Source organism: Kitasatospora sp. NPDC054939, from assembly GCF_053610105.1.
This window is the reverse complement of the sequence record NZ_JBSGXP010000080.1, coordinates 1-18,122: the sequence shown is the minus strand read 5'-3', so window position 1 is coordinate 18,122 and position 18,122 is coordinate 1. Positions and strand designations below refer to the sequence as shown.

Genomic DNA, 18,122 nt, shown 5'->3' with positions numbered 1-18,122 from the left:
CCCCGCCCCGGTACCGCCGCTGAACCGGGTTCGGCCGCTGAGCCGGGTTCAGCCGCGCGGGGCGCGGGGCAGTGGGAGCTCGAACCAGACGACCTTGCCGACCGCCTTGCGGGCGGTGCCCCAGCGCTCGGCGAGCTTGGTGACCAGGGTCAGACCCCGGCCGGTCTCGCCGAGCTGCTCGGCGGGCTCCAGCGACGGCAGGTTGTGGTTGTCGTCGCTGACCTCCACCAGCAGCTTGTCGATCCGGATCAACTGCAGCTGCACGCGGTCCCTGGCGACCCGGACGGCGTTCGTCACCAGCTCGCTGACCAGCAGTTCGGTGCTGTCGGCGAGCGCCTCCAGGTGCCAGGCCGCCAACTGCTCGCGGACCAGCGCGCGGGCCCGGCGCACCTCGCGCTGGTCGACCCGGAGGTCCCAGGTGGCGACCTCGCTGGGGGCGACGCCGTCGAAGCGGGCCACCAGCAGGGCGACGTCGTCCTTGCGGTCGTCGGAGTGCAGCCGCTCCAGCACCACGTCGCAGGCCTGCTCCGGGGTGTGCCGGGGGTCGATCAGGTTGCCGCAGATGGCGGCCAGCCCCGTCCCTATGTCGCCGCCCCTGACCTCGACCAGGCCGTCGGTGCACAGCACCAGCATCGAGCCGTCCGAGACGTCGATGGTCTTGGCGACGAACGGCACCCCGCCGACGCCGATCGGGGCGCCGGCCGGGATCTCCAGCAGCTCGCCGGTGCCGTCCGGGTGGACCAGGACGGGCGGCACGTGCCCGGCGCTGGCCAGCTCGCAGGTCCGGTTGATCGGGTCGTAGACCGCGTACAGGCAGGTCGCCAGGTGGTCGTCGCCGAGCTTGTGGGCCAGGTTGTCGAGGTGGCGCAGCAGCTGGCCGGGCGGCAGGTCGAGGGCGGCGAGGGTCTGCATCGCGGTGCGGAAGCGGCCCATCGCGGCGGCGGAGTGCAGGCCGTGGCCCATCACATCGCCGACCACCAGGGCGACCCGGCTGCCGGGCAGCTGGATGGCGTCGAACCAGTCGCCGCCGACCTCGGCGCGGGGGTCGCCGGGCAGGTAGCGGTGGGCGATCTGTACCCCGGGGATGCGCGGCGGGCGGGTCGGGATCATCGAGCGCTGCAGGGTGGTGGCGACCTTGGCCATGGCGCCGTGCAGCCGGGCGTTGTCCAGCGAGAGCGCGGCCCGGGCCGCCAGCTCCTTGATGGTGGCGGCGTCGCTCTCGTCGAAGGGGGCGCGGTCGGGCAGCCGGAGCAGCTTGAGGATGCCGATCACGGTGCCGCGGGCCGAGAGCGGCACCACCAGCATCGAGCGGCCGGAGACCGCCGAGGCCAGCGCCGCCCCGCCGAGGGCGGCGGCGTAGTCCACCGCGACGTCCTTGCTGACCACCGGCACCAGGACGGGCTGGTTGAGCTGGAGGGCCATCCCGGGCGGGGTGCGGCCGGGCATGGCGAGCAGCGAGCCCTCGGCGAGCACGTGGTCCCACTCGCCGCCGGATTCGTTGAAGACCAGGGCGACCCGGCGGAGCATGGTGTCGTCGTCCGGCTCGGCCTTGGGCAGCTCGGAGTCGGAGATCAGGCCGTCCAGCAGGTCGACGCAGGCGAAGTCGGCGACCCGGGGGACGAGCACCTGGCACAGCTCGTGGGCGGTGAAGCCCAGGTCGAGGGTGGTGCCGACCTTGCCGCCGACCTCGTTCAGCAGGGCGAGCTGCTCGCCCGCGTGGCCGTTGGTGAGGAAGGGGCCGAGCCGGCCCTCGTCCGGGGGGCCTTCGGTCCAGCCGGGCGACCGGCCGCCGGGGGCGGGCACCGCGTCGGTGCGCCGGGGCGGGCGGCTGTGGGCGGACGGACCGGCGGGCTGCTCCGCGGCGCCGGGCTGCACCGCGCCCCACTCCGGGCCGGCCGACGGCGGCGCGCCCTGCTCCACGACACCCTGCTCGACGACGCCCTGCTCCACGACCTCCTGCTCGGCGGCGCCCGTGCCGGACGGGACGGTGGAGGCGCCCGCCCGGGCCGGACCCGCGCCGGGGGCGGCCGCGGTGGCGCAGGCGGGCTCCGGGACGGGCTGCGCGGCGGGCTGCCGGTCGCCCGGCTGGGCGACGGACTCGCGCGGTCCCGGCAGCGGGCCCGGGGTGCGGCGGACCGCGGCGCCGGGCTCGGCGGAGGGCACGGACGGGCCGAGCCGGGTGGCCCGCTGCTGGGCGGTCGGGTAGCGGCGGCCGAGCCCGGCCGCGGGGTGCGCGGTGCCGGGCTGCTGGTCGGCGGGCAGCGCGGGGAGGACGGGGAGCACGGTGGACGGGTCCAGCCGCAGGGCGGGCAGCCCGGAGCGGCGCAGTACCTCCGGCAGCGGGCCGTGGCCGGCCGGCAGCAGCCGGGTGAGCCGCTCGGCGAACGGCCCGGGGATCGCGGCGGCCGGGGCGGTGAGGTCGGCGCCGAGCCGGTGGAAGCCGCCGCGGGCGCCGGTCGCGGGGGCGAGCGGCAGCAGGCGCTCGCCGAGCGCCAGGCGCGGTCCGCCGGCACGCAGCGGACGGGCGTCGGCGGCCAGGGCGAGCAGGCCGGCGCCGTCGTCGGGCGCCCCGAGCGGGTAGGCCCACCAGAGGATGTCGCGCAGGTGCTCCTCGCGGTCCACCACGGACAGCTGGCCGGCCCAGGCCGCGCCGGAGGAGGTGTACCGGGCGAGCGTGTCGAGCGCGTCGCAGCGGTGGCGGGCGGCCGGGCCGGCGGCGGTGCCGCGCGGTTCGACCGCGGGCAGCAGCCCGGTGGCCGGTCGCCCGCAGGCGACCTCGGCGCGGTGTCCGAACAGCTCCTCGGCGGCCCTGGTCCACTGGGCGATCCGGCCCTCCTGGTCGACCAGGACGACGGCGAGCCGGACGAGGGCGACCACGCCCGGGGGCCGGTCGCCCGGGAGGGCCCCGGCGCCGGGGGCGGCGCCTGCCGGATGCGCTGTGGAGTTTGGCTCGTCCACCATGGATTGGGTCTGCTCCCGCCTGGCCACCGCGCCTGGAGGCAGCCGTTTGTGTGGAGGGCGGCACGCTGTGCTGTACAGCTGTGCCCGGTGAGGGCCGGACACGCCCTAACAGCGAAGCACGGACAGGGGCGGGCTCGATAGCGAAACGGTGAGATTCGTGAGTATCAGTTGCGTGTCACCCCGCGTGCGCCGCCGAATACTCCGAGTTCACCCGAACGGCAAGCTTTCGCGCTCCCCCGAATGGAGGATTGCGGCCGGGGGTAGGGTGGCCGGACGGCCGCCCGACCAGAACTGCAGAGGCGAGATCAGTGACCGCGCACAGCCCCGTCCGCTGGACGGACCCGGAGCAGCAGGAGTGGGAGGAGCGGGTCGCCGCCGCCGAACTCGCCTGGCTCACCATGGACGTCGACCTCCAGACCCTGCGGGTCGAGATCGACAACTTCGCGCTGATCCACTACCAGCTGCTGGGCCCGCTCTACGCCCGGCTCGACGAACTCGACGCGCTGGTCGCCGAGGCCGTCGCCGCCCGGACCGGGCACCCCGACGACCTGCGCCGGGCCGCCGAGGCGCGCCACCGGGTCGACGAGCTGCCGGACCTCGACGCGCTGTTCGACGCAGTCCAGGAGTCCGCCCAGGAGCAGCAGGTGCCGGCGCCCGCCCCGGAGCCGCCCGCCCGGGTGCGCCCCGGCAAGGACGCCCAGAGGATCTACCGCGACCTGGCCCGCCGGGCCCACCCCGACCTCACCACCGACCCGGCCGAGCAGCAGCGCCGGGCCGCCTTCATCGCCCGGGTCAACGAGGCGTACGCGCACGGCGACACCGCCGCCCTGGAGGTGCTCTCCGCCGAGTGGTCCACCGCCCCGGAGGCCGCCCCGGCCGAGGACTCCCCCGACCGGCTCGACTGGCTGCGCCGGCGCCTGGAATGGCTCACCGGGCGGATCGGCCGGATCGCCGCCGAGCAGGTCCGGCTGGAGGACAGCGCGATGGGCCAGCTGCTGGCGCTCGCCCCGCAGGACCCGGACGGGCTGCTGCAGGAGCTGGCCGAGCAGCTGCTCGCCCGGGCGGCGGCCCAGCAGGCGGAGCTGGAGCGGCTGCTCGGGGCGGCCGGACCGGTGGGCGACAATGGCAGTGCCACGAACGACCCCCAGGAGACCCAGACCATGTTCGACCGGATCCCCACCACCGACGCCTCCTCCGTGCCCGCCGACGCCGTCCTGCTCGACGTGCGCGAGCAGGACGAGTGGGACGCCGGCCACGTCGAGGGCGCCCTGCACATCCCGATCGGCGAGGTCGTCGCCCGCCTCGGCGAGCTGCCGGACGAGAAGCTGTACGTGCTGTGCCGGGTCGGCGGGCGCTCCGCGCAGGTCGTCCAGTACCTGGTCCAGCAGGGCCGGGAGGCGGTCAACGTCGACGGCGGGATGTACGCCTGGGAGGCCGCGGCCCGCCCGATGGTCGGCAGCGGCGGCCGGGACGCCTTCGTTCTGTAGTCATCCCCCGCAGCCAGGGGCTGCGGCGGCGCTTCGAGGGGGGGCGGGATGTCGCCGCAGCCAGACCGGGAGCCGGACCCGATCCCGGACCCGATCCCGGAGCCGGGGACGCGACCGGGGGCGGAGCCGGGGGCCGGTGCGCCCGCCGGGCCGGACGGCCGGCGGGCCTGGTCGCGGCCCGCGCGGGCCGTGCTCGGCCTGTCCGGGGTCCTGCTGCTGGCCGGTACCGGGCTGTTCCTGGGCACGGTGTTCCTGCACGTCGCCCCCGCCAACTCGCTCTCCCGGGAGTACCGGGAGGTGGTCGACGGCGTGGTCTACCCCGAGTTCGAGCAGAACTGGAAGCTGTTCGCGCCCAACCCGCTGCAGCAGAACGTGGTGCTGGACGCCCGGGTGCGCACCGTCGTCGACGGCGGCGCCGAACGCACCCACGACTGGGTCGGCCTGACCGCCCGGGACATCGCCGCGATCCGCGGCAACCCGGTGCCCAGTCACGTCGACCAGAACCTGCTGCGCCGGGCCTGGGACTTCTACGACGGCACCCACAACCCGCAGGACGACGCGCTGACCGGCCCGCGCGGCAAGCTCGCCGAGCAGTACCTCAAGCGGATCGCGCTGCAGCGGTTCGGCCGGACCGCGGACGGCGAGCGGATCCTGGAGATCCGGTTCCGGGTGACCACCACCGCGGTGCCGCCGCCCGACTGGAGCGGCGAGAGCGCGCCGGCCGGACCCCGGGTGCGCGAGCTGCCGTGGTGGCCGGTCAACGACGAGGACTACCGGGAGCTGCTGTGAACCGATCCGGCGGGGCGGTCCGATGAGCGACACGGCCGCCGGCCCGCAGCTGCTCGGCGGCATCCCCCGGCAGGCCGGGCCGGAGCCGGAGCGGCCGGCCGGACCGGCGCCGCTGCCCGGGCCACCGCGCCGGACCGGGGTCCGGGAGGCGCTCGGCCGGGCCGGCGCTGCGTTCACCGGGCAGGTGCTCGGGCGCCACCAGGCGGCGGTGGTGCGGATCGGCTTCGGGCTGGTCTGGCTGGCGCACCTGCTGCGCGAGTGGCCGCACCGGCGGGTGCTGTACGGGGACCGCTCGCCCTGGTCGACGGAGCTGGCGGGCCGGCTGCTGGCCGACAACGGGGCGCTGACCGTGCTGCCCTGGTTCGGCGGGCGGTTCTGGTTCGAGCTGGTCTACCTGCTGGCCCTGCTGTCGGCGGCGGCCGTGGTGCTGGGCTGGCGGACCCGGGCGTCCGGCGTGCTGTTCATGGTCACCGTGCTGTCGCTGCAGAACCGCAACGTCTTCCTCGGCGACGGCGGCGACAACGTCGTCCACCTGATGGCCGTCTACCTGGTCTTCACCCGCTGCGCCGAGGTCTGGTCGCTGGACTCCCGGCGCCGCGGGCCCGACCGCACCGGGGTGGTGGTCTGGGCGGTGCTCGGCGCGGTGCTGCTGCTCTGCTCGCTCGGCGGTTTCGCCGGCCCGGCGCTGGCCTGGACGAGCGCGGCACCGCCGTACCTGGGCTGGGCGCCGCTGTTCTGGGGCCTGTGGGCCGTGGCCGGGCTCCGGTGGGCGGTCGGGCGCCGGTGGCCGGACGGCGAGCCGCGGGCCGTGCTGGACGCACTGGCGACCATGGTGCACAACTGCGCGATGCTGGTGATCGCCGCCCAGGTGGTGCTGATCTACGCGACGGCCGGCTGGTACAAGGTGCAGGGCTCGCGCTGGCAGGACGGCACCGCGCTGCACTACCCGCTGCACCTCGACTACTTCACGCCCTGGCCCGGGCTCTCCGCGCTGGCCGGCGCGGCGCTGGTGCCGGTCTTCCTGATGACCTACGGCACGGTGGTCGTGCAGGTGGCGTTCCCGTTCACGCTGATGCACCGGCGGGTCAAGAACGTCCTGCTGGCGGTGATGATGGCGGAGCACGCCGGGATCGCGGTGCTGCTCGGGCTGCCGGTGTTCTCGCTCGCGATGATCGTCGCGGACGCGGTGTTCCTGCCCACCGGCGCGCTGCTCTGGCTGGGCGCCCGCTGCCTCCGGGTGCGCCGCAGGCTCCTCGCATAGGCTGTCCGACATGTCCTGGTTCGCCGCCCTTCGTGACACCGCGCGAACCGGACTGACCCTCGACCGGGCGCTCACCGACCCCCAACGGGCGGTGCGCGGCGCGGTCGCCGTCGCCCTCGTGCTCTTCCCCACCCTGGCGATCGCCGGCCCCGGCCTCGCCACCTCCGCCGCGATGGGCGCCTTCATCGCCGGCACCGCCACCTTCCAGCGCAGCTTCCGCCCGCGCGCCACCCTCGCCGCCGCGGCCGGGACCGGACTCGGCCTCAGCACCTTCCTCGGCTACGTGGCGGCCGGCGTCCCCGGCGCCTTTCCGGTCCTGCTCGCCGTCTGGGCCTTCGGCGCCGGCCTCGCCTGGGCGATCGGGCCGACCGCCGGCGTGGTCGCCGCCAACACCCTGTCGGTCATGCTGATCGTCGTCCAACTGCCCGTCAGCGTGCCCACCGCGCTCGGCCACGGACTGGTCTGCGCGCTCGGCGGGGCCGTCCAGGCGCTGGTCATCACCCTCTGGCCGATCGGCAGCTGGACCGCCCAGCGGGACGCCCTCGCCGACACCTACGCCTCGCTCGCCGACTACGCCCGCCGGCTGCGCCAGGACCCGACCGCCCACGTCGACCCGGCGCCGTTCATGACGGCCCGCCACGCCGCCGCCCTGACCCCCTGGCAGGAGCGCCACCGGCCGCCCGAGATGCGCGGACTGCGCGGCATCGCCGAACGCATCCGGCCGACCCTCGCCGCGATCGCCGACCCCAAGGTCGGCGCCCCCGCCGAGGGGCCCGAACGCGACCGGGCCCGGGCCGTGCTCGCCGCCTCGGCCGAGGCGATGGACGCGCTGGCCAGGGCCGTCCGCACCGGCGACCCGCTGCGGCTGCCGCGCTCCGCGCCCGCGCTCACCCTGGCCGTCCCGCCCGACGGGCCGCAGCTGCGCGGCGCCGCCCGGCGGGCCGCCCGCCGGCTGGCCGGCCTGCTGCGCAAGGCCGCCGACACCCTGGACCGCGGCGACGAGGACACCATCAGCACCCCGGTGGTCGGCGCCGGCGGAGCGCTCAGCAAACCGCCGATCTCCCGGATGCTGCCGGTCGCCGCCCGGGCCGTGCGCCGCCAGCTCCAGCCGCGCTCGGCGGTCCTGCAGCACGCCGTCCGGCTCACCGGGGTGGTCACCCTCGCCTACCTGCTGGGGCGGCTGGCCGGCTTCGAGCACGGCCACTGGGCACCGATGACCGCCGCCATGGTGATGCGGCCGGACTTCGCCCAGACCTACAGCCGCGGCGTCGCCCGGCTGGCCGGCACCGTGGTCGGCGTCGCCGTCTCCACCCTGGTCGTGCAGCTCGCCGACCCCGGCGACCTGGTGCTGGCCGCCCTCGCGGTCGGCTGCGTCGCCGGCGCCTACCTCACCCTGCGCACCGGCTACGCCCTGATGACCGTCGGCATCTCCTCCTACGTGGTCTTCCTGCTCGGCCTGCAGGAGGGCGATCCGCTGGCCACCGCGATCGAACGGGTCGGGCTCACCCTGCTCGGCGGCACGATCGCGCTGCTCGCGTACGCGCTGTTCCCCACCTGGCAGACCGCCCGGCTCGGCGAGCGGCTCGCCGAGTGGCTGGCCGCCGCCGGCCGGTACGCGGCGGCCGTCGTCGCGGTGTACGAGCGGCCCGCCGAACCGCGCGGACGGGAGGTGCGGGCGGCGCTGCTGGACTCCCGGGAGGCCCGCTCCGAACTGCTCCAGGCGATGCAGCGGGCCGACGCCGAACCCGGCCGGCACGCCTCCGGGCTGCCCGGGGTGAGCCGGCGCCAGATCGACCGGGCCCGCGCCGCGGTCGGCCACCTCGGCCGGGCCGCCGTCCTGCTGGAGGCCCACCTGCCCGCGGCCGACGCCGAACCGGTGCCCGGCGCCGCCGAGTTCGCCGAGGAGCTGCAGCTGGCCACCGCCCTGGCCGCCGCCGCGCTGCTCACCGAACGCCCGGTGGAGTTCGGCCCGGTACGGGAGGCCCAGGCGCAGCTGGAACGGCGCTCGGCCGGGGCGCCGCCGAACGTCCAGCGGGACGTCCTGCTGGCCGGCACCCGGCTGCTGCTGCAGTCGCTGAAGGACCTGGAACGGGCGCTGCGCGGCGGCGGCACGGTCGGCCGCGAACCGGAGCCGACCGGGCGCTAGGCTCCGTCCGGCCCGTGGGCCGGGGCCCGTTCGGCGGGGTGGCAGAGTGGGCGGCATGGACGAGCAGGTGATGCGCGAGTGGCGGGCCGAGGCGCGGGCCCCCGGGACGGTGCTGCTGGACGGCTTCCACACGCTGAAGCACGCGCTGCGCTTCGGCGGCGGCGTCCGGCGGGTGCTGACCGCGGACCGGGCCGCGCTGCTGGGGCTCGCCGCCGAGCTGGCCGAGGACGTCGTCCCGGCGGTGGACCGGCTCGCCGTGGAGGTGCCGGCCGGGCGGCTGAAGGAGCTGGTGCCCCGGCTGCACCCGACCGGGGTCGCCGCGCTCGCCGACCGGCCCGCCGTCGACGCCAACCTGGCGGCGCTCGACCGCCGGCCCCGCCGGGCGCCGATCGTGCTGCTGGAGAACCCGCGCAACCTGGGCAACGTCGGCGCGGTGATCCGGCTCGCGGCCGGCTTCGGCGCCACCGGCGTGGTCACCACCGGCGACCTCGACCCCTGGCACCCGGCGGTGCTGCGCGGCAGCGCCGGGCTGCACTGGGCCACCGCAGTCGAGCGGGTGGCGCTGGACGGATTGCCCGCCGGGCCGCTGCACGTCCTGGACCCGGAGGGCGAGGACATCCGCGCGGTGGACGTCCCGGACGACGCCCTGCTCGCCTTCGGCACCGAGCGGCACGGCGTCTCGGCGGAGCTGAGGGCCCGGGCCGACCGGCTGGTGGCGGTGCCGATGCAGCCCGGGGTGTCCAGCTTCAACCTGGCCACCAGCGTCGCGATGGGGCTGTTCCACTGGATGTCCCGGCGGCCGGTCGCGGACGGCCCCCGGTAGCGGACCCCGGGTAGCAGTCCCCGGGCAGCGGACCGGACGACCGGCCCGGGCGGGCTCAGCCGAAGAGGCGGCGCCAGGTGTCCGGGCCGGGGACGCCGTCGGCCTCGGCGCCGCGCCAGCCCTGGGCCTCCTGGAACGCCCGGACGGCGGCCCGGTCGCTCTCCGTCCAGAGCGGGCCGGGACCCTCGGTGTAGAAGCGGCCGTAGCCCCGGCGGACCAACTGCTCGCCGAGCAGCCGGACGTGGTCGCCGTTCGCGCCGGGCCGGAAGGCGTCCGGGCCCGGGAACGGCGGGGGCGGGGTGCCCGGACCGGCCGGGGCGGGCGGGTCGGCGGGCGCGGTGGGCTCGGTGGGTACGGTCCGGACGTCGGCGATCGAGCGGCCCCTGCCGTTGACCAGGTAGTCCCAGGTGTCCTTGCCGGGCAGGCCGTCGGCCTCGGCGCCGCGCCAGCCCTGGGCCTCCTGGAAGGCCCGGGTGGCCCGGCGGTCGCTCTCGCTCCAGCGCGGCCCCGGGCCCTCGGTGTAGAAGCGGGCCGCGCCGCGCTGCACCAGCATCCGGCCGAGCCGGGTGACGTACGCGTTCTCGGCGCCGGGGCCGAACTTGTCGGCGCCGGGGAAGGCGTTGGCGGCGGCCCCGTCGCTGCTGGCGCCGCCGGTCGCGGGCGCCAGGCCCCGGTAGCGGTACGGGACGTAGGAGGCGGAGTTCTTCCAGTACGCGTACGGGGTCGCCCGCTTGGTCGCGCCCGGGGAGGTCTGCTCGTAGGCGAGGTAGCGGGTGCGGCCGGAGTCCGTCCAGCCGCCGAAGATCGTGACGTGCGAGCCCGACTGCGGGCTGGCCGGGTTGTTGTGCAGCAGGATGTCGCCGGGCTGCAGGTCGGCCTTGGTGATGCGGTCGGCGTAGTCGGGCAGCGTCCAGGTGGTCTGACTGCTGCCCAGGCCCCAGGCCATCGAGACGAACCCCGAGCAGTCCTGCCGGTAGCCGTCCGACCAGTGGCGGCCCATGCTGTACGGAACCTTCTGGTCGATCCAGCTCTGCGCCCGTTCGATGATCAGGGCCCGGGTGGTCGGGGTGGCGGCGGCGCGGGCGGAGGGGCCCTCCCCGTAGAGGCCGCTGACCTCGCCCTGGGGGGTCTGCGGCGGCTGGACCGCGGTGCCGCCGCCGGGGGTCGGGGTGGGTGCGGGGGCCGGGGCTGCGGCGGCCTGGCCGGCTCCGGCCGCGCCCCCGCCGAGCGCGGTGCCGACGGCGGCCACCAGGACGGCGGCGCGGCGGCGGACGCTGTGGGCTGCGGCGTGACCGCCGTCGCGGACCGGCGCGGAGTGCAGCCGGGCCCGGCGGCGGGCCGTGCAGCCCCCGCATATGCAGTCGCCGCCCGGCTCGACCTCGTCGAAGACCAGCAGGGTGGTGGATGGTTCGGTCATGGCCCGCCTCTTTCCCGGTCCCGGCCCTGACGGTCCGGCAGGGCCGACCGTTACGGGAGGATTCCGCGTGTGTCCGGACAAAGCTCCCAAACCGCTCGGCGCGTCGGCGCGACGGGTTGCGCCGCGCGGGTGACGGCCTTTCGGCGGGGTGTCGCGGTGTGAGCGGACCCGCCCGGGCGGCCGGGGCGGTCCGGGCACGAACGTGACGGTCCGTTACGGGCGGGGGCCGGGTGCGGCGGCGACGGGCGGGTTGGCGGGGGAGTACTCGGGCCCGCTCCAGGTGAGCGGCGCGGCGTCGGCGAGCTCGACCACCTCGGTGACGGTGAAGTCGACCACCCGCTCGGCGCCGGGCAGTCCGGCCGCCGCGCCGGGCGACCAGTCGGTGCGGGCCTCGCCGGTGAGCAGCAGGGCGCCGCCGTTCTCCCAGTCGGGCAGCAGCAGGCCGGCCCGCGGGTCCAGTTCCAGGTTGCCGAGGGTCATGAACATGCTGTTGCCCGCGTACTCGGGCCAGCGCAGCCGGCCCGGGGCGAGGACGGCCAGGAAGCCCGGGTTGCCGCCCCGGTGGGAGGCGTCCACCCGGCCGCCGGGGCCGGCGGTGGCGACGAAGAAGGTGTCGGCGGTGGCCACCGCGAGCTGCTGGGCGGTGCTGAGCACCGGTCCGGAGGCGACCGCCCGGGCGGTGGCGGGCCGGGACGCGGCGGGCCGGTCGTCCGGCCCGCCGGCCGGGCTGCGGCGCTGGATGTACTTGGGGCAGTTGGCGTACACCTGGTCGGCGGCGACCAGCAGGCCGCCGCGGCCGTCCGGTGTCGAACGCCCGTTGAGCCGCATCCGGCGGCGGGCGGCCGGGTCGAGGGCGATGGTGCCGACCTCGGCGGGCCCGGCCAGGGCGGTGGCCAGCGGGTCCCCGGCGGCGGGCCGGGTGGCGACCGCCAGGGTCCGCTCGTCCGGGGCGGTCAGGAAGCCGGCCGGGCCGGTGAGCCGGGTGGCCCAGAGCCGGCCCGCCGGGTCGGCGGCGCCGACCACCAGCATCCGGCGTTCGGTGAGGAAGCGGGCCGCCACCGGCGGGATGGTCCGGCCGATGGCCCGGCCCGCGTGGTCCGCGCGCTCCAGCCGTCCGGCGCGGGCCTGCACGGCCCGCTCGCCGGGGTGGTACGGGGTGGTGGTGTCCATGGCGGCGGCCGTCCTTCCTAGCGCGCCCGGCGGGAAGTGTCCGACACGCCCTAGAAGAACCCGCAGGTCGGGGCGGACTCGGTGGGGGCTGCGGCGCCGGTCCGGTCGACGCCCTCCGGGGTGTAGATCTCCAGCCGGATGCCGTCCGGGTCGGTGAAGAAGATGCCGCCCGAGGAGGCGCCCTCGCGGTGCGGGACGACGCCGTCGTAGGCGAACTCGGCGCCCAGCTCGCGCAGCACCTGCTCGGCGGCGCGCACCTCGTCGAGGCCGTCGACCTGGAAGGAGAGGTGGTGCAGGCCGGGGGAGGCGGTGGCGAAGCGGCCCTCGCTCTGCTGCCAGAGGGTGAGTACGAGCCGGCCGTCGCGGCCGAGCAGGGCGTAGCGGCGGTCGGGGTCGGTGCCCTCGGCGGTGGTCTCCAGGCCGAGGACGCGCTCGTAGAAGGCGGTCGAGCGGGCCAGGTCGGTGACGTTCAGTCCGACGTGGCCGGTCTGCAGGGTGGGCAGGGCCCGGGTGGCGTTCGGTGCGAGGGCGGGGCCGGTCATGCCTGATCACTCCCGTGGCTGGGCGTCCGGCCGGGCTGCTGCCTAACCGGTGCTCACAACGCTAATGGTTAGCCCCGAGGATGGTCAACCATTACTGGTCTCCGAAGGGGTTAGGTAGGCGGCGGCCAGCCGCTCCCGGAACGCCTCCCCGGCGAACACGTAGTCCTGGCAGCCGGACGCCTCCAGCGCGTAGGCCGCCAGCACACAGCCCGTCCGGGCCGCCTCCTCGTCCGCCAGCCCCTGCTCCCAGCCGGCCAGGAAGCCGGCGCGGAACGCCCCGCCCGCCCCCGCGAGGTCCGGCAGCCGGCGGATCGGCGCCGCCGGCAGCGCCAGCGAGGGCTCGTCCGCATAGTCGATCCAGACGCCCTCCGGGCCGAGCGTGGTGATCCAGGCGCCGACCCGGGCCAGCACCTCGGCCGCCGTCCAGCCGGTGTGGTCCAGCAGCAGGGCGCGCTCGCGGCGGTTGGTCACCAGGTACGCGGCCCCCGTCAGCACCTCCTCGGCGCCCGCCCGGCCCAGCTCGGCGGTCCGCCCGGAGACGTCCACCAGGAACGGCAGGCCCAGCCGCCGGCACTCCGCCGCCCACCCCGCCTGCACCCGGGGCTCGGCCGGGCCGACGAAGACCCGGCCCACCCCCTCGGCCCAGCCCGCCGGGCCCGGGGCGACCTCCTCGGCCTGCGCCCCCGGGTGGAAGGCAGTGATCCGGTTGTCGTCGGCGTCGGTGGTGCGGGTCAGCCGGGCGGTGGCCAGCGTGGCGGAGACCCGCACCAGCGAGGTGTCCACCCCCGCCTCCTCCAGCCGCGCCCGGTACGCGCCGAAGTCCCGCCCGGCCGCGCCGAGCAGCCGCGCCGACCGGCCCAGCCGGCCCAGGCCGTACGCGACGTTGGCCGCCACCCCGCCGTAGCGGACCTCCAGGTCGTCCACCAGGAAGGAGAGCGAGAGGTGCTTGAGCTGCTCGGGGAGCAGCTGGTGGGTGAAGCGGCCGGGGAAGGTCATCAGGTTGTCGATGACGATCGGGCCGGTGACCGCGATTCTCATGGGGTACCTGCCTGCCTGAGCGGTGGTCGGACGGGACGGCGCCGGGGAAGCGCTGCGGGTCGCCGGGGTCAGAGGGCCCAGAGCACCCAGCCGAGCAGGAGGAGGTTCGCGGTGCCCTGCGCGAGGGTGCTGGCCAGGGCGGAGCCGGTCCAGGCCCGGCAGATGCCGAGCGCCAGGCCCATCACGAACACCGACGGCAGCACCCCGCAGATCACCCGGGCGTTGAACGGGTTGAGCCCGTAGTCGCCCAGGTGCACCATGGCCCACGCCGCCGCGGTGCCGACGATCGCCACCAGCGGCCCCCGGGCCCGCTCCACCGCGCGGAACAGCACCCCGCGGTAGCAGACCTCCTCGACCAGCGGCACCAGCAGGCCCATGCAGAGCACCATCGCCAGCCCGGCGAGCAGCGGGGAGCCGGGGGCCAGCTGCCGGAACAGCTCCGGCACCAGCGCCGTCCAGTTGTCGCCGTCCCGCCCGAAGGCGGCCCGGGTGACCAGGACGGTGTTGGCGTAGGCCAGCACCACCAGCGCGGTGCCCGCCAGGGCCGGCCGCAGCGGGAACCGGCGCAGGCCCGCGTCGATCCGGCCCGGGCGGTCCACGACCGCCAGGACCAGGGCACTCAGACCGACCGAGAGCACCATCAGCGGCACGGCGAACGCCCCGGCGATCCGCACCCCGGCGAGCAGCGCGAACAGCCGGGCCGCCGAGGTCAGCGGGCGGCCGCGGTGGTGCTCGCGCAGCCGGTGCACGGTGCGGGCCCGCCCGGTGGCGGCGGGCGCGGGGGCGACGGTCGCCCCCACCGGGCGGTCCGCGGTCACGGGAGCGTCACCCCGCCTTCGCCGGGCTGCTGCGTCGCAGCGCCGGGAGCGTCGGCAGCCACCAGTTGTAGCGGCGGAACAGCAGCAGCGTCGCCGGTACGAACAGCATCCGGATCAGCGTGGCGTCGAGCAGCACGGCGAGGCCGAGCCCGGCCCCGTACTCCTGGAGCATCACAGTGGAGGAGAGCGCCATCGTGCCGAGGCTGCCGGCCATCACCAGCCCGGCCGCGTTGATCACCCGGCCGGTGTCGACCACCGCGCCGATGGTGGCGCTCTCCTGGTCGGCGCCGCTGCGCACCAGGTCGCGGACCCGGGTGACCAGGAAGATCTCGTAGTCCATGCCGAGGCCCATCATCAGCACGGTCAGGAAGATCGGCAGGTCGTCGATGATCGCCTTGTCGAGCCAGAAGTGGAAGATCAGCACGGTGAGGCCGATCGCCCAGACGTTGCTCATCATGATCGTGAGGATCAGCCGGACCGGGATGAGCAGCGAGCGCAGCGCGACCACCAGCATCACGAAGACCCCGGCCGAGACCAGCGCGATCATCTGCCAGAAGCTGGAGCTGAGCGCGTCGCCGTACTGGCGGTCCACCTGGGTGGCGCCGCCGACCTCCAGCGGGCCGACGTCCGCGGCGGCGTCGGTGACCTGCTGGATGCGGTCGACGGTGGCGAACGCGGCCTCGCTGTACGGCTTGTCGCGCAGCTCGACCACGATCCGCAGGGCGCCGTCGTCGGCGAGGTAGTCGCGGCGCAGCTCGGCGCCGAGCGCGTCGACCTCGGCGGCCGGCAGGGCCCGGCCGAACGGGCGGTTGATCGCGTCGACCCGGGAGACCCCCGGGACGGCGGCCAGCTTCTCGGTGAGCGCGGCGACCGCGCGGTGACCGGTGTCGGTGAGCCGGTGCCCGTCGCCGACCACGCCCGGCGCCGGACGGGCGACGATCACCGTGGGCAGCACGGTGGCGTCGCCCCAGGTGTCGGCGACCAGCTCGAAGCCGGTGCGCGAGTCGGTGGCCGGGCTGAGCGCCACCGGGTCGGCCGTCGAGCGGTGGTTCGCGGTGATCACCGCGAACGGCACGGTGACGGCGGCGAAGAGCAGCACGATCGCCACCTTCCGCCGGCGGGCCAGGTCGGCGGCCCGGGCCAGGTGGCGGCCGAGGGCGCTGCCGTGCTCCAGGTCGCTCAGCGGGGAGCGGCCGAGGGCGAAGAACCGGTCCCCGAGCAGCGCCAGCAGCGCCGGGGTGAGGGTCAGCGCGGCGAGCAGCACGATCGGGATGCCGATCAGCCCGCCGTACCCGAGCGGCGGGATCCAGTCGACCGGCGAGAGCAGGGTGGCGCCGAAGGCGAGCACCACGGCGACCGCGGCGAGCAGCATCGACTCCCCCGCGTGCGCGGTGGCGTGGACGGTGGCCTCCTTGGGCGTCCGCCCGGCCAGCCGCTCCTGGCGGTAGCGCGAGGACAGCAGCATGCTGTAGTCGACGCCGGCACCGAGCATCACGAAGTTCATGATGGTGACGGTGAACTGGGTGAGCGTCACGCCGTGGCCGAGCGCGAACAGCGCGGCCTGGCTGACGGTCATCGCCAGGCCGATCGCCGCGACGGTCAGCACCGCGGGCACCACGGCGCGGAAGAACAGCAGCAGCACCACCAGGATGATCGCGTAGGCGACCGTCTCCATCAGGGCGTTGTCGTCCTCGGCCTTCTGGTACGTGTCCTTGATCAGGGCCAGTTCGCCGGTGACGTGCGCGGTGGTGTCCGCCCCGGTGCCGGCCGTGCGCAGCGCGCCGTCGACGGCGGAGCGCAGCCAGTCCACGTCCGGGTCGTGCCCGGGCCGGCCGCCGAAGCTGACCGAGACCAGGGCGGCCCTCCCGTCCTTCGCGAGCAGCCGGTCCACGGCCTCGGCGGGCACCGGCACCGGGAAGGCGTGCCAGTCGGCGCCCGCGGTGAAGGCGGCGGCCAGGCCGGGCAGCTCCTGGTCCGCGGCGGCCACCGCCTGCCGGGCGGTCGGGGCCAGGGCGGCCGGGATCCGGCCGGCGGCGGCCTCGGCGTCCACCGCCTGCAGGCGGGCCTGCGGGGTGGCGCCGCCCTGGGCGGCGAGCTGCTGGTCGATGCCGCTGCGCAGGGCGCGCAGGTACTCGGTGGTGGCGTCCCGGTAGAGCGTGTACGCCGAGGCGGACTGCCGGACCTCGCCGGTGGCCACGCGCTCGGCGATCCGGCGGTCGAGGTCGGCGAGCGCCGTGCGCAGCTGCGGGCCGCGGACGTCCGGGGCGGCGACGGCGACCACGGACTCGCGCTGGGAGCGGTGCGGGAAGGACGCCTCGATCAGTTTGTCGGCCCGGGCGCTGCTGGTGCCGGGCACCACCTTGGAGGCGCCCTGCTTGGTCAGGACGTCGTCGAGCTGGCCGGCGAACGGGAAGCAGACCGCGATCACCACCGCCCAGACGGCGAGGACGGTCTTCGGCCGGGCGGTGAGCAGTCGGCCGACTGCGAGCAGGCCGCCCTGCACGGCGCCGTGGGTCGGCGCCGGCGGGGCGGCGGTCGGGCGGGTCATGCGGAGCCGACCCCCTCGCGGTGGCGTCCGCCGGCGGCCGGGGCGGCGGCGGGGCTGGTGCCGGTGACCACGACGAAGGTGTGCCGCAGCTCCAGCGGGCCGTGCTTGGCGGTGTGCTCGGCGAGGCCGTCGCGGATCAGGCCGAGGGCGTGCTGCTCGCGGCTCTGGTCGACGGCGTCCTTGAAGCCCGCCGCCGCGCCGGAGCGCTGCACCCACTCCAGGGCGGCGTCGGGGGTGTCGACCGGTAGCACCTGGTGGCCGTCGCGCTGGACGTCCACGGTGAGTCCGGCCCTGGCGAACCAGCGGGCGACGGTCGCGGCGTCCTTCGGCAGGTTGACCCGGACGAGCCCGGTGAGCAGCGAGGGGTCGGCGGCGAAGACCTTCTCCAGCTGGTCGATCAGGGTCTTGAGGGCGTCCCCGCGGGTCTCGATCACCACGATCCGCCCGCCGGGGCGCAGGACCCGGCGGATCTGCTCCAGCAGCTTGACCGGCTTGCTGTAGCAGATCGCCCAGCCGACCACCACGAGGTCGGCGCCGCCGGTGGGGCGGGTGCGCAGGAACTCCTCCATGTCCCCCTCCTCCAGGGAGACGTCGAGGCCGGGCGAGCGCAGGGTCTCGGGCAGCACCTTGGCCTTGGCGACCGCGAGCATCCCGGGGGACTTGTCCACCGCGTGCACCGAGCCGCGGCCCTCCAGCCGGCGGACGATCTCGTGCGTCAGGTGGCCGGTGCCGCAGGCGAGTTCGACCACCCGGTCGCCGGGGCGGATGGCCACCTCGTCGAGCGCGGCGATCGAGTGGACGCCCATGACGGGGCTGAAGTAGGTGTCGTAACTGGTACTCGCGGCGTCGTAGTCGGGTGTCGGATCCGCGTGGGTACGGCTGAGGGTCAGACGCAGTGCGCGGGCGGCGAGTCCGAGGCGACTCATGGCTGGCTCCTGGGTGTGTGGTCGTGGCCCGCCGGGGTGGCGGGCCGGGGTCGTCCGGTGGCGGGTGCCGAGGCGGCGACGAGCAGCAGGCCGGCGGTGCCGGCCAGGGTGCCGACGAGGGCCGCGGCGGGGTCGGGCGCCGCCGCCCCGGCGAGCACGGCGGCGTGCAGGGCGGCGGCGACGGCGGGTGCGGAGG

General features: G+C 76.3%; 14 protein-coding genes. 5 read left to right on the top strand and 9 right to left on the bottom strand.

The window, feature by feature from the left end:
• Positions 1-48: 48 nt before the first annotated feature.
• On the bottom strand, positions 49-2,961 hold the full coding sequence (locus ACWGB8_RS22340; protein ID WP_452215305.1) for a SpoIIE family protein phosphatase: 2,913 nt from the start codon (positions 2,959-2,961) through the stop codon (positions 49-51).
• Positions 2,962-3,269: 308 nt separating this feature from the next.
• Here ACWGB8_RS22340 and ACWGB8_RS22335 point away from each other — a divergent pair, with 308 nt between their 5' ends.
• The 5 genes from ACWGB8_RS22335 to ACWGB8_RS22315 are packed head-to-tail and all read left to right on the top strand — an operon-like array spanning position 3,270 to position 9,467.
• On the top strand, positions 3,270-4,448 hold the full coding sequence (locus ACWGB8_RS22335) for a rhodanese-like domain-containing protein (RefSeq protein ID WP_452215304.1): 1,179 nt from the start codon (positions 3,270-3,272) through the stop codon (positions 4,446-4,448).
• 48 nt (positions 4,449-4,496) lie between these two features.
• The gene (locus tag ACWGB8_RS22330; protein ID WP_452215303.1) at positions 4,497-5,237 is read left to right on the top strand and encodes a DUF5819 family protein; all 741 of its coding nucleotides are present in this window, start codon (positions 4,497-4,499) and stop codon (positions 5,235-5,237) included.
• 22 nt (positions 5,238-5,259) lie between these two features.
• A complete protein-coding gene (locus ACWGB8_RS22325; RefSeq protein WP_452215302.1) occupies positions 5,260-6,498 on the top strand; it encodes an HTTM domain-containing protein in 1,239 nt (412 codons plus the stop codon).
• 10 nt (positions 6,499-6,508) lie between these two features.
• Entirely contained in the window at positions 6,509-8,644 is a 2,136-nt protein-coding gene (locus ACWGB8_RS22320) for an FUSC family protein (RefSeq protein WP_452215301.1), read from the top strand.
• 55 nt (positions 8,645-8,699) lie between these two features.
• A complete protein-coding gene (locus ACWGB8_RS22315; RefSeq protein ID WP_452215300.1) occupies positions 8,700-9,467 on the top strand; it encodes a TrmH family RNA methyltransferase in 768 nt (255 codons plus the stop codon).
• A 55-nt stretch (positions 9,468-9,522) separates the two neighbouring features.
• Here the strand turns inward: ACWGB8_RS22315 and ACWGB8_RS22310 are convergent, their stop codons facing one another.
• The 8 genes from ACWGB8_RS22310 to ACWGB8_RS22275 all read right to left on the bottom strand — a co-directional run.
• Positions 9,523-10,884, bottom strand: a complete 1,362-nt coding sequence (locus ACWGB8_RS22310) for a peptidoglycan-binding protein (protein ID WP_452215299.1) — start codon at positions 10,882-10,884, stop codon at positions 9,523-9,525.
• A gap of 213 nt (positions 10,885-11,097) precedes the next feature.
• The gene (locus ACWGB8_RS22305) at positions 11,098-12,054 is read right to left on the bottom strand and encodes a pyridoxamine 5'-phosphate oxidase family protein (protein ID WP_452215298.1); all 957 of its coding nucleotides are present in this window, start codon (positions 12,052-12,054) and stop codon (positions 11,098-11,100) included.
• Positions 12,055-12,104: 50 nt separating this feature from the next.
• On the bottom strand, positions 12,105-12,596 hold the full coding sequence (locus ACWGB8_RS22300; protein ID WP_452215297.1) for a VOC family protein: 492 nt from the start codon (positions 12,594-12,596) through the stop codon (positions 12,105-12,107).
• A gap of 84 nt (positions 12,597-12,680) precedes the next feature.
• Positions 12,681-13,634 (bottom strand): PfkB family carbohydrate kinase, encoded by a 954-nt coding sequence (locus ACWGB8_RS22295; RefSeq protein WP_452215296.1) that lies wholly within the window; start codon positions 13,632-13,634, stop codon positions 12,681-12,683.
• 68 nt (positions 13,635-13,702) lie between these two features.
• Entirely contained in the window at positions 13,703-14,452 is a 750-nt protein-coding gene (locus ACWGB8_RS22290; RefSeq protein ID WP_452215295.1) for a CPBP family intramembrane glutamic endopeptidase, read from the bottom strand.
• A 7-nt stretch (positions 14,453-14,459) separates the two neighbouring features.
• Positions 14,460-17,000, bottom strand: coding sequence for an MMPL family transporter (locus ACWGB8_RS22285; protein ID WP_452215294.1), 2,541 nt, complete (start codon positions 16,998-17,000; stop codon positions 14,460-14,462).
• Complete coding sequence (locus tag ACWGB8_RS22280; RefSeq protein ID WP_452215293.1) at positions 16,997-17,926, bottom strand: class I SAM-dependent methyltransferase; 930 nt, start codon at positions 17,924-17,926, stop codon at positions 16,997-16,999. Before ACWGB8_RS22280 ends, ACWGB8_RS22285 begins: the two co-directional genes overlap by 4 nt.
• The coding region (locus ACWGB8_RS22275) for a hypothetical protein (RefSeq protein WP_452215292.1) at positions 17,923-18,122 on the bottom strand (200 nt) is incomplete at its 5' end. The genes ACWGB8_RS22280 and ACWGB8_RS22275, both read right to left, overlap by 4 nt.

Bases quoted from the DNA above. Each gene is read 5' to 3' on its own strand.
- ACWGB8_RS22315 (WP_452215300.1), top strand. From the start codon at position 8,700: ATGGACGAGCAGGTGATGCGCGAGTGGCGGGCCGAGGCGCGGGCCCCC.
- ACWGB8_RS22285 (WP_452215294.1), bottom strand. From the start codon at position 17,000: ATGACCCGCCCGACCGCCGCCCCGCCGGCGCCGACCCACGGCGCCGTG.
- ACWGB8_RS22295 (WP_452215296.1), bottom strand. From the start codon at position 13,634: ATGAGAATCGCGGTCACCGGCCCGATCGTCATCGACAACCTGATGACC.
- ACWGB8_RS22320 (WP_452215301.1), top strand. From the start codon at position 6,509: ATGTCCTGGTTCGCCGCCCTTCGTGACACCGCGCGAACCGGACTGACC.
- ACWGB8_RS22340 (WP_452215305.1), bottom strand. From the start codon at position 2,961: ATGGTGGACGAGCCAAACTCCACAGCGCATCCGGCAGGCGCCGCCCCC.
- ACWGB8_RS22305 (WP_452215298.1), bottom strand. From the start codon at position 12,054: ATGGACACCACCACCCCGTACCACCCCGGCGAGCGGGCCGTGCAGGCC.
- ACWGB8_RS22300 (WP_452215297.1), bottom strand. From the start codon at position 12,596: ATGACCGGCCCCGCCCTCGCACCGAACGCCACCCGGGCCCTGCCCACC.
- ACWGB8_RS22330 (WP_452215303.1), top strand. From the start codon at position 4,497: ATGTCGCCGCAGCCAGACCGGGAGCCGGACCCGATCCCGGACCCGATC.
- ACWGB8_RS22310 (WP_452215299.1), bottom strand. From the start codon at position 10,884: ATGACCGAACCATCCACCACCCTGCTGGTCTTCGACGAGGTCGAGCCG.
- ACWGB8_RS22280 (WP_452215293.1), bottom strand. From the start codon at position 17,926: ATGAGTCGCCTCGGACTCGCCGCCCGCGCACTGCGTCTGACCCTCAGC.
- ACWGB8_RS22325 (WP_452215302.1), top strand. From the start codon at position 5,260: ATGAGCGACACGGCCGCCGGCCCGCAGCTGCTCGGCGGCATCCCCCGG.